The sequence below is a fragment of the Sphingobacterium chungjuense genome, assembly GCF_011316935.1.
GTDB classification, from domain to species: domain Bacteria; phylum Bacteroidota; class Bacteroidia; order Sphingobacteriales; family Sphingobacteriaceae; genus Sphingobacterium; species Sphingobacterium chungjuense.
The window spans coordinates 656176-671596 of record NZ_WLYS01000003.1 but is presented as its reverse complement, the minus strand read 5'-3'; the positions used below and the strand labels follow the sequence as shown (position 1 = coordinate 671596).

The 15421-nt window shown below is 43.1% G+C and carries 11 protein-coding genes; 7 read left to right on the top strand and 4 right to left on the bottom strand.

The window, feature by feature from the left end; genetic code table 11:
* The first annotated feature begins 67 nt into the window (after nucleotides 1-67).
* Both mtaB and GKO22_RS10575 read left to right on the top strand, forming a co-directional pair.
* Nucleotides 68-1387 carry a tRNA (N(6)-L-threonylcarbamoyladenosine(37)-C(2))-methylthiotransferase MtaB gene (mtaB, locus tag GKO22_RS10580; protein ID WP_166334933.1) on the top strand — a complete coding sequence of 440 codons (1320 nt, stop codon included), beginning with the start codon at nucleotides 68-70 and terminating at the stop codon, nucleotides 1385-1387.
* A 194-nt stretch (nucleotides 1388-1581) separates the two neighbouring features.
* Entirely contained in the window at nucleotides 1582-4746 is a 3165-nt protein-coding gene (locus tag GKO22_RS10575; RefSeq protein ID WP_166334812.1) for a TonB-dependent receptor, read from the top strand.
* Between the two features lie 57 nt (nucleotides 4747-4803).
* Here the strand turns inward: GKO22_RS10575 and GKO22_RS10570 are convergent, their stop codons facing one another.
* Entirely contained in the window at nucleotides 4804-5706 is a 903-nt protein-coding gene (locus GKO22_RS10570) for an EamA family transporter (protein ID WP_166334811.1), read from the bottom strand.
* A gap of 87 nt (nucleotides 5707-5793) precedes the next feature.
* Here GKO22_RS10570 and GKO22_RS10565 point away from each other — a divergent pair, with 87 nt between their 5' ends.
* The 3 genes from GKO22_RS10565 (at nucleotide 5794) to GKO22_RS10555 (ending at nucleotide 9077) form a co-directional block, all read left to right on the top strand.
* Nucleotides 5794-6414, top strand: a complete 621-nt coding sequence (locus tag GKO22_RS10565; protein ID WP_166334809.1) for a C40 family peptidase — start codon at nucleotides 5794-5796, stop codon at nucleotides 6412-6414.
* Nucleotides 6415-6497: 83 nt separating this feature from the next.
* Complete coding sequence (locus GKO22_RS10560) at nucleotides 6498-6992, top strand: hypothetical protein (RefSeq protein WP_240920250.1); 495 nt, start codon at nucleotides 6498-6500, stop codon at nucleotides 6990-6992.
* Between the two features lie 234 nt (nucleotides 6993-7226).
* On the top strand, nucleotides 7227-9077 hold the full coding sequence (locus tag GKO22_RS10555) for a DNA polymerase III subunit gamma/tau (protein ID WP_166334807.1): 1851 nt from the start codon (nucleotides 7227-7229) through the stop codon (nucleotides 9075-9077).
* A gap of 5 nt (nucleotides 9078-9082) precedes the next feature.
* On the opposite strand, the gene GKO22_RS10550 is transcribed toward GKO22_RS10555, so the two are convergent.
* The 3 genes from GKO22_RS10550 to ubiE are packed head-to-tail and all read right to left on the bottom strand — an operon-like array spanning nucleotide 9083 to nucleotide 11040.
* The gene (locus GKO22_RS10550; RefSeq protein ID WP_166334806.1) at nucleotides 9083-9532 is read right to left on the bottom strand and encodes a GatB/YqeY domain-containing protein; all 450 of its coding nucleotides are present in this window, start codon (nucleotides 9530-9532) and stop codon (nucleotides 9083-9085) included.
* Between the two features lie 7 nt (nucleotides 9533-9539).
* A complete protein-coding gene (locus GKO22_RS10545; RefSeq protein ID WP_166334804.1) occupies nucleotides 9540-10301 on the bottom strand; it encodes an SDR family NAD(P)-dependent oxidoreductase in 762 nt (253 codons plus the stop codon).
* Between the two features lies 1 nt (nucleotide 10302).
* Nucleotides 10303-11040, bottom strand: coding sequence for a bifunctional demethylmenaquinone methyltransferase/2-methoxy-6-polyprenyl-1,4-benzoquinol methylase UbiE (gene ubiE / locus GKO22_RS10540; protein WP_166334802.1), 738 nt, complete (start codon nucleotides 11038-11040; stop codon nucleotides 10303-10305).
* A 394-nt stretch (nucleotides 11041-11434) separates the two neighbouring features.
* Here ubiE and dnaB point away from each other — a divergent pair, with 394 nt between their 5' ends.
* Both dnaB and GKO22_RS10530 read left to right on the top strand, forming a co-directional pair.
* The gene (gene dnaB / locus GKO22_RS10535; RefSeq protein WP_166334800.1) at nucleotides 11435-13027 is read left to right on the top strand and encodes a replicative DNA helicase; all 1593 of its coding nucleotides are present in this window, start codon (nucleotides 11435-11437) and stop codon (nucleotides 13025-13027) included.
* A gap of 112 nt (nucleotides 13028-13139) precedes the next feature.
* Complete coding sequence (locus tag GKO22_RS10530; RefSeq protein ID WP_166334798.1) at nucleotides 13140-15404, top strand: ATP-dependent helicase; 2265 nt, start codon at nucleotides 13140-13142, stop codon at nucleotides 15402-15404.
* Nucleotides 15405-15421: the final 17 nt, after the last annotated feature.

The window sequence follows — 15421 nt, the reverse complement described above, 5'->3', positions numbered from 1 at the left end:
AAGCAGGTATCTGACGAACTCGTCAGGTAGCGAAGCGTAGAAGAGTAAGCACATGGATGAGATGACAATGAACAAGAAGGTAGCGTTTTATACGCTGGGATGTAAACTGAATTTTTCGGAAACTTCTTCTATTGGACGCTTATTCAAGGATGCTGGCTACGATACCACTCCGTTCAACAGTCAGGCAGATGTGTATGTCATCAATACTTGTTCGGTAACTGATAATGCGGATAAAAAATGCCGTAAAGTAGTCAAAGAAGCCTTAAAACATTCTCCAAACGCGTACATTACTATTGTAGGCTGCTATGCACAACTCAAACCCAAAGAAATTTCTGAAATACCGGGCGTCGATATGGTGTTGGGCGCCGCCGAAAAATTTAATATCATTGAGCATATCAATGATTTGACCAAGCAGGAAAAAGCCGTCGTACACAACGCACCAATTGCGGAGACGCAGCAGTTTGTATCTGCCTTTTCTATTGGCGATCGTACCCGTACTTTTTTGAAAGTGCAAGATGGTTGTGACTATTCTTGTACGTTCTGTACGATTCCGCTGGCGCGTGGCGCGAGTCGCTCAGGTAGCATTCCTGATTTGGTGCAGCAAGCAGAAGATATAGCCGCTTCTGGCGTGAAGGAAATCGTGCTCACAGGCGTAAATATTGGTGATTACGGTATTCGTGATGGCAAAAGACAAGATAAGTTTCTGGATTTGGTGAAAGCCTTGGATGAGGTACAAGGAATTGACCGGATTCGGGTATCCTCGATCGAGCCCAATTTGCTGTCTAATGAAATTATCGAATTTGTAGCTCAATCACAGCGTTTTGTGCCACACTTTCATATGCCATTGCAATCCGGTAACAATAAAACCTTGGCGGCGATGCGTCGTCGTTACAAACGCGAATTGTACGCAGAGCGTGTGGCAAAGATCAAATCTTTGATGCCTAATTGCTGCATCGGTGTGGATGTGATTGTTGGTTTTCCAGGTGAAACTCGGGAAGATTTCCTCGATACGTATAACTTCCTCAATGAGCTAGATATATCCTATTTGCACGTCTTTACGTACTCAGAGCGTGAAAATACCATTGCCGCACAAATGGAAGGCGCAGTTCCTGGTGCACAACGTAGCGACAGAAGCAAAATGCTCCATATCTTATCCGAGAAGAAACGTCGCGCATTCTACGAATCGCAGGTAGATGCCATTGGTGATGTACTATTCGAAGGCGATGAGAAAGAAGGCTATATGCATGGTTTCTCCAAAAACTATGTGAAAGTCCGCACACCTTACGATCCATTATTGGTGAATGAGATTGTTCCCGTACGTTTCACCAGCGTTACCGATTCTGGTGAGATGGATATGGAAGAACTTCCTGAATTGCTAGTGCATTAATTTCCTCTTGATTTTTGTTTTAAGTGGTATTTGTCGATACCTAAGCTTCGATTAGAGGCGTTTTGGAGATGCAATTTTCTCGAAGATATAAACGACGTATTCATAACCTTAACATAACCTTAGGTTGTTTTTCACGTAACGATACCGGAGTATTTTTGCTGATAATTAATCAGCACTATACTCACTAATTGTTTATGAAAAAAACAACTACAAATTCAATCTTTTGTATTTTCTATTTGGTTGCTTTACTGTGTATCACGGTCAATGCCGTTTATGGACAGGGGACGCAAGCAGCGATCGCTGGCCGTGTTTTAGACGCTTCTGGTGCGCCAGTTGCTGGTGCAACTATTCAAATCCGGAACGAATCTACCGGTTTTACCACCAGCTCTATCAGTAACGATCGCGGAAATTTTGATATCAAACAATTGCCCTTAGGTGGCCCTTACGTCGTTGTGGCTACACATCTGAGTAGCGGCGAAGGCGCTGTAACTGGAATTCAACTGAACCAAGGTGATGTGGCGCGTATTGAAATCGAAGTCGTTTCTCGCACTTCCAACTTAGATGTGGTCGAAGTAAATGCTTCGGGCTTAGTAAATACCAAAGATTATTTAGGAGCGGCTACGGCATTCTCCTCCAAAGTAATACGCTCCTTACCGGTAAATGGACGGAACTTCACTTCCTTAACCGAGCTTTCTCCATTGGCTACACCAGGCGGTTCTATCTCTGGGCAATTAGCTTCATCCACCAACTTCACCATTGATGGGATGAGCGCGAAGAATCCGACATCGGCTGGATCTACCACCTCCAGAAGTAATGCTCCTTATTCCTTATCGATGGAAGCCGTGCGCGAATTTAAAGTTGTCACCAACCAATACGATGTTACGTTTGGCCGTAGCGGTGGTGGTACCGTTAGCGCGGTAACCAAAGCCGGAACGAATACCTTAACCGGATCGGCATTTATGTTTGGTCGTGCCGATTGGTCTAGCAGTAGATATGACATTGCCGGAAATCCACGTTTAGGAAGTTATGGAACCTACCAGTACGGATTCTCATTAGGAGGTCCTATTATAAAAGATAAACTCCACTTTTTTGCCGTATGGGATCGTCAACAAGACAACCGAGCATTGCTCATCGCCGATTTACGGGGCGATCTGAATCAGCAAGTTTTCGGAATCAATGAAACTACACTCAATCGATACCTTGATATTGCCAGAAATCGCTACGGCGTATCCGAGCAGCCGCAGACGGGTGCTATTGATAAGAAACGGACTTCTGATGCTGGATTTTTAAGATTGGATTGGCAGATCAATGATAAAAATCTATTGACCGTGCGCAACAACTTTACCTACGATTACAATCCATTAGGTTTGGCGGATAATACCAGTATCAATCTCTTAGAGTCGTACGGAACGGATAAAAACGTAGATAATAACTTTTTGGCTACTTTACGGACTTCTATTTCACCAAGATTAACCAACGAGCTAAAATTGCAATATCTGTATCTATATCAAAACAGTACGCAAGGCGATCAAATTGCACCTGGCTATATTCCAAGAGCTATTGTCGAAGGAGTAGAGTCCACCATCGAGGGTGGTACTTTGCGTACCAATTTGCAATTGGGAGGTCATCGTTTTGGTCAAGAGAATTTCCGAAATCATGTGGTGCAATTGATGAACAATGTGTACTATGATACGGATTGGGCAAAGTATGTCTTTGGTGTGGATTTGATGACGACCACGTCTAAATCAGTGTATGGCTCTGAGGTTAATGGACGCTTTCACTTTTCTGGTTTAGACAATTTGGAGCAAGGTAATGCCTATAGATACTATCGCGAAGTGCCATTAAAAGATGATGTGGCAGTACGTGGAACGATCGCCAATTTGGGTCTTTATGGACAAATGCGTAAAGATGTTGGTCCAGGTATGGAAATGATTGCTGGTCTTCGCTTCGATTACGCTGGTTATCCTACTGCGCAATACAATGCTTTAGTGGATCAACAACTTGGGATTCGTACCGATAATAAATTAGGAACATTTATCGTACAACCGCGCTTGCAATTTAATTGGGATATTAATCAGAATGGCACAGATATCATTCGTGCCGGTGCCGGTATCTTTGCTTCTGATATTAATAATTATATGATTATTAATAACCTCACTTTCGATGGATCTAACTTTGCAACCGTCGATGTACGTGGTGATGCAGTGCCAACAGTGGATTTCAATGCTTACCGAGAGAATATGAATTCCATTCCGACTGTGTTGGATCGCGGAGTTCCTACGATCAACTATACAGGAGAAAATGCAGCCGTACCGACGGTGTACAAAGCCAACTTATCCTATACACGTTTTATTACCGATCGGTTCAAAGTGAGTGCTACAGGATACATGACGCTTGGGCGCAATAACTACACCTACATTGATCGCAATATGGTAGCAGATCCTTTCTTCCGCTTAGCGAATGAAGGCAATCGTACCGTATTTGTTCCTAGAGAAAGTATTCCAAACAATGGACAACCCGATTGGCAACAAGGTAGAATTTCCGACCAATTGGGCCGTGTGCTCGAATTAACAAGTATAGGGAAAGTAAACAACTATGCGGTTGTGCTAGACGGTACGTACAATTATTTTAAAGATGGTACGATTACCGTTAGCTATACGTGGAATGATACAAAAGACAATACTTCATACAACGGAAACGTCGCCAATTCTGCGACTTTATCACAGGCCGTGGTTAATGATCCACGCGATCTGAGTATGGTAACCTATTCGTCCAACCAATTTCGTCACAAATTGGTGGCTTATGGAAATTTGCCAACCTTTTATGGTGTGCAGGTGGGGGTCAGATACACCGGAATTGGCGGAACAAGATACAGTTTGCTAGCTGGAGCCAATACGAGTGGAGATTTTGGCGGTGCAGCTAATAATTTAGCATACATTTTTGATTATACTAATCCAAACACGCCACAGAACATCCGTACCGGATTGCAAGCGATTTTGGATAATCCCGAAGCTAGTCAAAGCATGAAAAATTATATTGAAGAATACAAGGGTACATTTGCGGAGCGTAATGGCGGGATCAACGGATTTTACGGAACAGTGGACGTTCGTCTAGCGACTAATGTCAAATTGTATAAAACACATAGCATAGAAATATCTGGCGAGATCTTCAACTTTATGAATATGCTCAATAAAGAATGGGGCGTAATGCATAATCTGGGATCGCAAGCCTTGTACGCATTGCCCGCGACGAATGCTTTCACTGACGGACAGTTTAATTACAATGTCAATAGCGTTGGTCGGGTAGCACCTTCGGGTAATCCTTTCCAAATTCAATTTGGAATTCGATACGCATTTTAATAAAATAAAAGTTACGTTAGCAGCTATCTGCTAATTATGAATAGGACAGCTCCGACATTAAACAGTCGGAGCTTTTTTAGGTTTTTGCAACTGGATAGTGACAATGACCGCCAAGATAAAGACCAAACCAAACCATTGCCAGCCGGATACATATTCCCCTAATACCACGTGCGACATACAGACTGCCACGGGCAATTCTACGGCACTTAAAATACTTCCCAACGAATAGCCTGTTTTAGGCATTCCGTAAGCAAAAAGCAATGGTGGTATCACGGTGCCAAATAGAGCCAGTAAAAGTCCGTAGGGCAACAGGCGATACATAACCTCGAAGGACAGCAATCCAACCGGTCGTAACAAAACTAGAATAAGTACTAATGCACCGGTGATCATCAGAGCACTTTTTAACACGGTTGGGTAATCATTCCCGATTCTGCCATTAAGCATAATGAATAACGAATAAGCCGTAGCAGCACCAAAACCATAAAGCAATCCTTCAATGGAGAGGTTAGGCACTTCTTCTTCGAGCAAACCGGTGGAGAATAAGGTGCCTATAATAATAAGCACGCACCCGATTAATTGTATCTGGCTCGGAGCTTTTTTGAATAACAGCCATTCCAAGATAGCGCCAATCCAGATATATTGCATCAACAAGATGATCGCGATCGAAGCAGGTACAAGTTGTACACATTGATAATACAGTACGCTGACAAGACCAGAGCTTAATCCAGCAACGAACAGTAACCACTTCGGATCTTTCCGCACAGGGCTCTGTGCGGGAGCTTTTCCTATTTGTAAAATAGCATACACCAGCCATAAAAAAACAACGCCAAAGAGCGCCTGAGAGCCTGTTACTTCACCCAGCGTAAATCCAGCTTTGTATGCTTTCTTCACAAAAGTAGATAGCACGCCGAAACTTGCTGCTCCAAAAAATACGGCTAATGATCCTTTTAATTTTTCCATTATCTCGCAAAAGTAAATAACAATTGTGGAAAAAAGTGCTTTGCTTTTTCGTGTCACGAAAATACATTTGTAAATATGACACATAGCATGTTACAACTTACTTCTTATAAGGTATACCACGTCGTATTTATCCTTTGCGGTGCACTACTATTGGGATCATGCGGCGTGCGCAAAAAAAGTAATACCAATTATCGTTACGGAAAACTAGAAAGTAGTAAACATCGAAATACATCAAAAGCACCTGTATCTGATGCGAGTAAAGCGCGTTCTATTTCTTATTCAGGCAATAAACTCGATAATTACGCACAATTATTAGGTGTCAATAGTCGCGATATCTCCAAAAGTAGCGACCTCTATCTTTTCATTGACGATTGGATGGGAACGCCACATCGTACCGGTGGATTGGATCGCAATGGCATGGATTGTTCCGCTTTTGTAGGACTGTTATATCGCGAAGTCTTCAGTCAAAATTTACCGCGTACCTCCAGAGATATGGCCGACAATGTTAAACGCAAATATGAAAACCAGTTAAAAGAAGGTGATCTCGTATTTTTTTCCTTTGGGGGGCGCAATATCGACCACGTCGGGATCTATTTACACAATGGTAAATTTGTCCATGTATCCACCAAAAAAGGCGTCATCATCTCTGATCTAAAAGATACCTGGTATTACCGCTATTTTAAGCGTGCCGGTAGCCCAAAAACTTAGTCAGTGAATCGTCTGTTTGTAGACTTTCAACCAGAAAGTGTGTATAAATGCGTACTTTTGTGCGCACTTTACATTTAAACATTATGTCTGACAGAGGAAAACGGATTTTTCTCGGAATTTGTATCATCGTTCCATTCTTTATTTACTGTTTTTACTATTATTCTGCGATGGTAAAAAATGCACCGTTTCGCTTTACCGACTTCGAAGCCATTGAGCTAACTTACGGTACACCCGATTCGATGCAAAATCATTACAGCTCTACAACACATCTGTATCAGTTTGAGCGTAAAAATGGAACGGTAGCGCTAGATACGGTAAAGCTGCGCGATAATGATTTGTTGTATCTACACCGCAAAGCACAAGAATTGGGCTTTTGGAATGTAGATAATGATATGACTACGCCACAGGCAGATCGTGAGCCTACTGCCGCTCGCTTTGTGCTGAAGTTTACGTATAAGGAAAAATCCAAAGAAGTGACTTTGGATACTGATTATCCGGGTAATCCAAAAATGAAAGAAGCCGCAAAGACCACCATTGATGAGGTCATGAAAATGATTGCCGAGGCACAGGCTCGTTGATCGGCTACAAAAAATTATTATCATAACGCATGGATAACACAGACTTCAAACGACGCTATTATCTTTGAGCAAGTAGATTATTTGTTTTATATACTTGTGTTTAGTTAGTTACAGGTCTGTTGCGAAACATGCCGCTGAGTTATCAGAAAGCCATCCCCTAAGGTGGCTTTTTTTGTGCCCTTTTTTGCGGTACTCATATTGCGTAGGGTCGAATATTTCCGTAACTTCGTTGCAATGGACAATTTTATTGTTTCTGCCCGAAAATACCGCCCAGTCACCTTTGATTCGGTTGTAGGGCAGTCGCACATCACCAATACGCTGAAGAACGCAATACACAACAATCAGTTGGCGCAAGCATTCTTATTTTGTGGTCCCCGAGGTGTGGGAAAGACTACCTGTGCGCGTATTTTGGCGAAGACAATAAATTGTGAACAGATCTCCGAAAATACCGAAGCCTGTGGCGAATGCAATAGCTGTCGCTCTTTCCAGAATGGCAACTCGTTCAGTATTCACGAACTGGATGCCGCTTCAAACAACTCGGTAGAAGATATTCGCTCGCTCATTGATCAAGTTCGCATCCCACCGCAAACCGGTAAATACAAGATCTACATCATCGATGAGGTGCACATGCTATCGCAGCAAGCCTTCAATGCTTTTCTAAAGACATTGGAAGAACCGCCAAGTTATGCGATCTTCATCTTGGCTACCACCGAGAAGCACAAAATCCTTCCAACGATCTTATCGCGTTGTCAAATCTTTGATTTCAACCGCATTCAAGTGGAAGACATGGCCAATCATTTGGCTAGGATAGCCAAGAATGAAGGCATCAGCTATGAGAATGATGGTCTGCATGTGATCGCGCAAAAAGCCGACGGTGGATTGCGAGACGCCCTGTCGATGTTCGATCAAATCGTGAGTTTCTCAAACAAGGAAGTGACTTACAAAGCAGTAATCGACAATCTCAACATTCTGGATTACGATTACTATTTCGACTTATTACAATACATCGTGCAACAGGATGCTGCGCAAGCTTTGTTGGTATTTGATAAGGTGTTGACCAATGGCTTTGATGGCGGGCATTTTATTGCCGGTTTATCTGCTCACTTACGAAATTTATTAGTTGCCAAAGAACCCGCTACGCTGAAATTGTTGGAAGTAGGGGAGAACATTCGGAAGAAATATCTGGAACAATCGCAGCAGTTGAATAGCGGTTTGCTATTGTCGGCTATGAATATCGCCAACCAATGTGAGATCAATTACCGAACCAGCAAAAATCATCGGCTTCAAGTGGAGCTCGCTCTACTTAAAATGTGCCATATCGCTACCGCGATTCGAATGAGCCTCACAGAAACATCAACGGAAGTTGATGTAAAAAAAAAACTAACGGATAAACCGGCCGATGCGGTCAGCACTGCTTCTGCGCAGAATAGTCGGGAAACGGAGACGATCGCTAAACCAGGTGTACAACCGATTCCTGCCCACTCGGCTCCAGCTACGACAAATCCAGTTACACCATCAGCAGCTGAAGCAATTCCGTCGAATGCCAATACACTAACTTCGCGAAATAATACATCCGCAGCCCAGGACGTGGAGATAAAACCGACGCCTTCCAAAGGATGGGGAGCGATGCCCGCGAAAAAGCTCCTGCCGGATCTCAATACCATTCTCGATCAGAAAGACGAGGAAGAGCAGGAGAATGAACTGCTACAAGGTTCGGAATTTGCTGAAGTGGAAACCGAAGATTTCTTAAAGAAATGGAATGCTTATGCAGAATTTGTGAAGCAGGAGAATAAAATTACCTTATACACCATCATGTCGTCAAGTACGCCGATACTCAAAGGTAATATGATTGAGGTCGAGGTAGAGAATATGGTGCAGATGGAAGAGATGAAACTGGGAAAGGTCGATATCTTAAACCATTTGCGCGTGCAGTTGCGAAACTACGCGTTAGAGATCCGCGAAGTCGTGATCGAGAAAACAAAAGTTCGTAAACCTTACACTTCTCAAGAAAAATATCAAGCTATGGTCTCCAAAAACCCAGCTTTGGAGACCCTTAGAAAGAAATTCAATCTAGGCTTGAGCTAGCCATATTATCCCAAGATGGCTTTTACCACTTGTGATATCGTGCTGCCATCCGCTTTGCCGGCCAAACGTTGATTGGCTAAGCCCATTACTTTACCCATATCTTTTATAGAAGAAGCGCCAGTCTCTGCAACGATCTCTTTCACCATTGCTTCGATCTCACTTCGATCCAATTGTTTTGGTAAATACGCCTCGATGACTTCCTTTTCCTCGATTTCTACTTGGTACAAGTCTTCCCGGTTCTGCGTTTTGTAGATCTCAGCAGATTCCTTGCGTTGCTTTACCAATTTCTGCAATACTTTGATTTCGGCATCTTCCGAAATATCTTCTACGTGTGTTTTCTCTGTTTTTGCTAACAAGATGGCCGACTTTATTGCGCGTAAACCTCTTAACTTAACATTGTCTTTGGCGATCATGGCCGCCTTGATATCTTGATTAATCGTTTGTTCTAAAGACATATTCTATTTATTTTCTATTAACAATAGTACCGGTAGCTTGCGCTGTAGGCATGATGAGTAGATCATTAATATTGATGTGGGCCCGACGGGATAATACGAAGGCAATGACTTCAGCGATATCTTGTCCGCTAAGAGCTTCCACACCATTATATACTGCTTTGGCACGGTCGATGTCGCCATGGAAACGTACTTCCGAAAATTCGGTTTCTACCATACCGGGATGGATGGCTGATACACGAATTCCTTTTTCCAGTAAATCGATTCGCATCGCTTTGTTCAATGCGTCCACCGCATGTTTGGTCGCGCAATACACGTTTCCATTTGGATACACCTCTTTGCCAGCAATCGATCCGATGTTGATGATGTGTGCATTTTTACTGTCTTCCATCAACGGAATCACCGCTCGGCTTACGTATAAAAGACCTTTGATATTCGTATCGATCATGGTGTCCCAATCGCTTAGTTTGCCTTTTTGAATAGGATCCAAACCTTGGCTTAAGCCAGCATTGTTGATCAAGACGTCGATTTGTTGCCATGCTTCTGGTAAAGCCGTCATCGCTTGTTGTACAGCATCTGCGTCGCGTACATCCAACGTGAACGTATAGATTTCCGTTTCCGGAAGATCTTTCAAAATTTCATTTTTAAGGGCTTCTAGTCGTTCCGTACGGCGAGCACAAAGCGCCAAGCGATAGCCTTCTTTCGCCAGTACCAATGCACAAGCTTGGCCAATACCTGAACTTGCTCCAGTAATAAGTACCGTTCTATTCATATTATTTGGTGGCTTCGTAAATGGTGCAAAATCCAAAAGTTTGTGGTCGCACTTTTGTTTCCTTAAATCCGGCTGTTTGCATCATCTTCGCAAACACAGCTCCACTCGGAAACTGAGCCACCGATTCGGGTAAATAACTGTACGCGCGCTTATCTTTAGAGATCAGTCTGCCCATTGCTGGTGTGAACTTGTGAAAGTAGAAATGAAACAACTGCTTAATCGGAAAGGCCGTTGGATTGGAGAGCTCTAATACAATGGCTTTTCCGCCAGGGCGAATCACGCGATGAATCTCGTTTAACCCTTGTTGAAGATTCTCGAAGTTACGTACACCAAATGCCACGGTGACAGCATCAAAATGCCCTTCGGCGAAAGGAAGGTTTTCCGAATCGGCGAGCATGACCTCAATCTGATCCGTCAATTCTTTTTTCTTAATCTTTTCTTTGGCAACAGCTAGCATGCCTTCAGAAATGTCGATCCCGGTAATCTTTTTAGGATTTAACAGCCTGACCGATTCGATCGCAAAATCCCCTGTACCTGTAGCAACGTCTAGAATGTGTTGTGGCTTTATGGTGCGTAACGATCGAATTGCTTTGCGACGCCAAATGATATCGATGCCCATCGTCATGAAGCGATTAAGCATATCGTAAGTAGCCGAAATGTTGTTAAACATATCAGCTACTTGTTCCTTTTTATTGCCGTCTACAGAATAAGGTTTTACTGTTGAATTAGGAGCTGTCATACGCACAAAGATACAATAAAGCGGTCGGAGAAGGCTTGCTATTTATGTAAAAAAATACAGATCGCAGAAAGGGACAAAATTTGAAAAAGTAGGAATATTTTAAATCACTACAAATAGCTTATCCACAATGACGATGTGAATTAAACATGTTTTTATAAAGTTTATTTTCAGATTGTTAGGTGGTTTACTAACATCGTGCTAAATTTGTTTGTGGAATATAGGTGCATCATACGGTACGCTAAATAGAGTGCTAGCGCGTTTAATGAAAAGGAGTGTTTAAAACTAAAATGATACGTCGTGGCTATTTTTGTTACTTTTGCTGTCCCATCAATGTTTGCCGCGAAACGGAAGCAGGAAATGTGTGAAAAACTCCTCAAAAATCCATTATATCTATATGTCACAGCAGAGCGAAAATAATCCTAGTGATTTCGGAAAATCCGGGAAGGCTAATCTGAACAGAAAGCGGACAAGCGTTAGTAGTTTGATCGGCGGTCTGGGCAAGTTACCTCCACAAGCTCCGGATCTGGAAGAAGCAGTATTAGGCGCGCTGATGTTAGAAAAAAATGCGTTGAGTGAAGTGATTGACATCCTAAAACCGGAGTCATTCTATAAAGAAGCACATCAAAAAATCTTTCAGGCGATTTACAATCTATTTCAGAAAACATCTCCAATAGATTTGTTGACCGTGACCACCGAATTGCGCCAAATGGGTGCTTTGGAGATGGTTGGCGGAGCCTATTATATTACGCAATTGACCGATCGTGTCGTTTCAGCGGCCAATATCGAGTTTCACGCACGTATTATCTCGCAGAAATACATTCAGCGGGAATTGATTCAGGTATCTACGGAGATTATCAATGCCTCTTACGACGAGACCAGCGATATCTTCGATTTGCTGGATCACGCCGAGAAAAGTCTTTTCGATATCGCGCAAAACAATTTGCGTCGTGATTCGCGCAAGATGGACGATATCATGCGTGAAGCTATTAATGCGTTGGAACTATTACGTGATCGTACCGATGGTTTGACAGGTATTCCTAGCGGATTGACGGCCTTAGATCGAATGACATCAGGTTGGCAACCTTCCGACTTAGTGATTATCGCGGCTCGTCCGGCGATGGGAAAAACAGCTTTTGTACTTTCAGTAGCACGGAATGCGGCGGTGGATCATCAGCGTCCGGTAGCAGTATTCTCTCTAGAGATGTCGTCCGTGCAGTTAGTGAATCGTCTGATTGCAGGGGAAACAGAAATTGAACAAGAGAAACTGAAAAAAGGAAATCTCGCCGATCACGAATGGCAACAGTTACATTCTCGCATAGGCCGGTTAACCGAAGCGCCGCTTATTATTGATGATACGCCTGCACTAAATGTATTTGAATTTCGTGCTAAATGTCGCCGTCTAAAAGCACAACACGATATTCAAATGGTGATCGTGGATTATTTGCAGCTAATGCATGGCAAGAGCGAAGGCAAAGGCGGAGGTAACCGGGAGCAGGAAATCGGTAGTATTTCTCGTGCGCTGAAATCCGTAGCCAAGGAATTGAATGTGCCCGTTTTGGCACTATCACAGTTAAGCCGTGCGGTAGAATCAAGGCCAGGAAATAGTAAAAGACCGATGCTTTCCGATTTGCGTGAATCTGGATCTATTGAGCAAGATGCCGATATGGTATTGTTCTTATATCGTCCGGAATATTACGGAATGACGGAAGATGAAGAAGGTCGCCCAACTGCTGGTGTGGGTGAGGTTATTATTGCGAAACACCGTAATGGTGAAACCGGTATTGTACCGCTGAAGTTTGTTGGTAAATATGTGAAGTTCGTCGATCTTGAAGACGATTTTTATGGCATGGAAGGCGGCAAGGATGACGGTTTTGGCGCTTTCGGCGGGCCTCCGTCTCCATCAGCGATGACGCCATCCGATAGTTTTGGCGGTGGCATCACCATGCCATCTCGTATGAACGATATGCCAGACGACGCGCCGTTTTAGATTTTTCTACACAAGCATCCGCTTACGCGGATGTTGGCTAGGCTTCTTGCCGGATTTTTCTTAGTTTTACATCTTGGTTTCATTACTTTTTATCAATTAAAAGGAAGTTATTTTGGATTATTTAGCGGGGCTCAACCCCTCTCAACGCGGTGCTGTAGAACAAACTCAGGGTCCAGTTATGATTGTAGCGGGTGCCGGATCTGGCAAAACTCGCGTTATTACGTATCGGGTAGCACATCTGATTCGTCAAGGAGTCGATCCTTTCAATATTTTGGTGCTGACCTTTACCAACAAGGCGGCCAAAGAGATGCGTGAACGGATCATGAAAGTCGTTGGATCAGAAGCGAAAAATATATGGATGGGTACATTTCACTCGGTGTTTGCGCGGATTTTGCGTTCGGAAGCCGAATTGATTGGCTATCCGCGCAATTTCACAATTTACGATACCGACGATACCAAAAGTTTATTGCGCGCTATTCTCCGAGAAATGAACTTGGATGATAAGCTGTATAATGCGAATCACGTTTATGGTCGAATTTCTTCGGCTAAAAACAATCTAATTTCTCCGCAGGAATACAATAAAAATGAAGCCATCATGGCCGAGGATCGCGCCAATGGTCGCCCGCAACTAGGCGAAATTTACATGACCTACGCGCAGCGCTGTTACCGTGCCGGAGCGATGGATTTTGATGATTTGTTGTTCAAAACCAATGTGTTGCTCAACAAACATCCCGATACCTTACATAAATACCAACATCAGTTCAAATACTTGATGGTGGATGAGTACCAGGATACCAACTTTTCACAATACCTTATTGTGAAGCGTTTGGCGGCTGTACACGAAAATATCTGCGTAGTAGGGGATGATGCACAAAGTATTTATGCTTTTCGCGGAGCGAATATTCAAAACATTCTAAATTTTCAGAAAGATTATCCCGACGTACAAGTTTTCAAATTAGAGCAGAATTATCGTTCGACCAAGATGATCGTGAATGCTGCCAATAGCATTATTGCCAACAATAAAAATCAGTTGGAGAAGAATGTGTTTTCGGATAATGAAGATGGCGAAAAGATCAAGGTAAGCCGCGCTTTTTCGGACAATGAAGAAGGGAAAATCGTGGCCGAGGCCATTATGCAAGAGAAAGCATTAAAAAGCTTGGTGTATAAGGATTTTGCTATTCTATACCGTACCAACGCCCAATCCAGATCGCTCGAGGAAGCATTGCGCAAGCTGAACGTGCCTTATAAACTATACGGCGGTACTTCGTTCTACCAACGTAAGGAGATCAAAGATCTAATTTCCTATTTTCGACTTACCTTCAATCCTAACGATGAGGAAGCGTTAAAGCGCGTGATCAATTATCCGCGCAGAGGAATAGGCGACACCACGATTGAAAAATTGATGGTCGCAGCAGATCAAAATAATTATCGTTTGTGGGATGTATTGGCGAATGCAGGCAGTATTCTGGATGGACGAAGCGCGACGGCGGTAGTCAATTTTGCGACTATGATTCAAAGTTTTCAGGCTGTCGCTAAAAACCAATCAGCTTTCGATACCGCGATGCACATCGCGCAACATTCGGGATTACTGAAAAGCCTGTACGAAGATAAATCAGTGGAAGGGCTTAGCCGCTACGAAAACATTCAGGAATTGCTCAATGGTATCAAAGAGTTTTCGGAAAGAGAAGATCTGGAAGAAAAGGGATTGGATATCTTTTTGCAAGATGTGGCTTTGCTTACCAACGATGATAAAGACAAAGATCCCAATGCCGATACGGTATCGCTAATGACGATTCACGCATCCAAAGGTTTGGAGTTTAATACCGTATTTATTGTCGGCATGGAAGAAAACCTTTTTCCATCTCAACTGTCTCTTAATTCGAGGTCGGAATTAGAAGAAGAGCGCCGTTTGTTTTATGTAGCGGTAACACGGGCAGAGAAAAAATTGCATATATCGTATGCGACTTCGCGCTATCGTTGGGGCTCATTAAACAATTGTGAACCCAGTCGGTTTTTAGATGAATTGGCGCCTTCATGTTTAGAGTTAGATTTCAAACCACGCGTGCCGGCTCAGCAGGAAGGTGGTTTTTCATCAGAGCGGATGGCATGGCAGCGCGAAGAATCGTTTAGCAAGCCGAAGCCAAAAATAGTGAAAACAACCTCTATTTTGCCTAAGGCACACGTACCAACAGCAGGCTTCGCCCCATCGGATACCAGCGGACTGCAAGTAGGTATGGAAGTGGAGCACGAACGCTTCGGTTTTGGCAAAGTCGTTAACTTAGAAGGTAACCGACCTGATATAAAAGCAACTATTTTTTTCAAAGAGTTGGGACAGAAGCAATTGTTGCTTAAATTTGCTAAGCTTCGCATTGTATAATTAAGCACAATTAATAA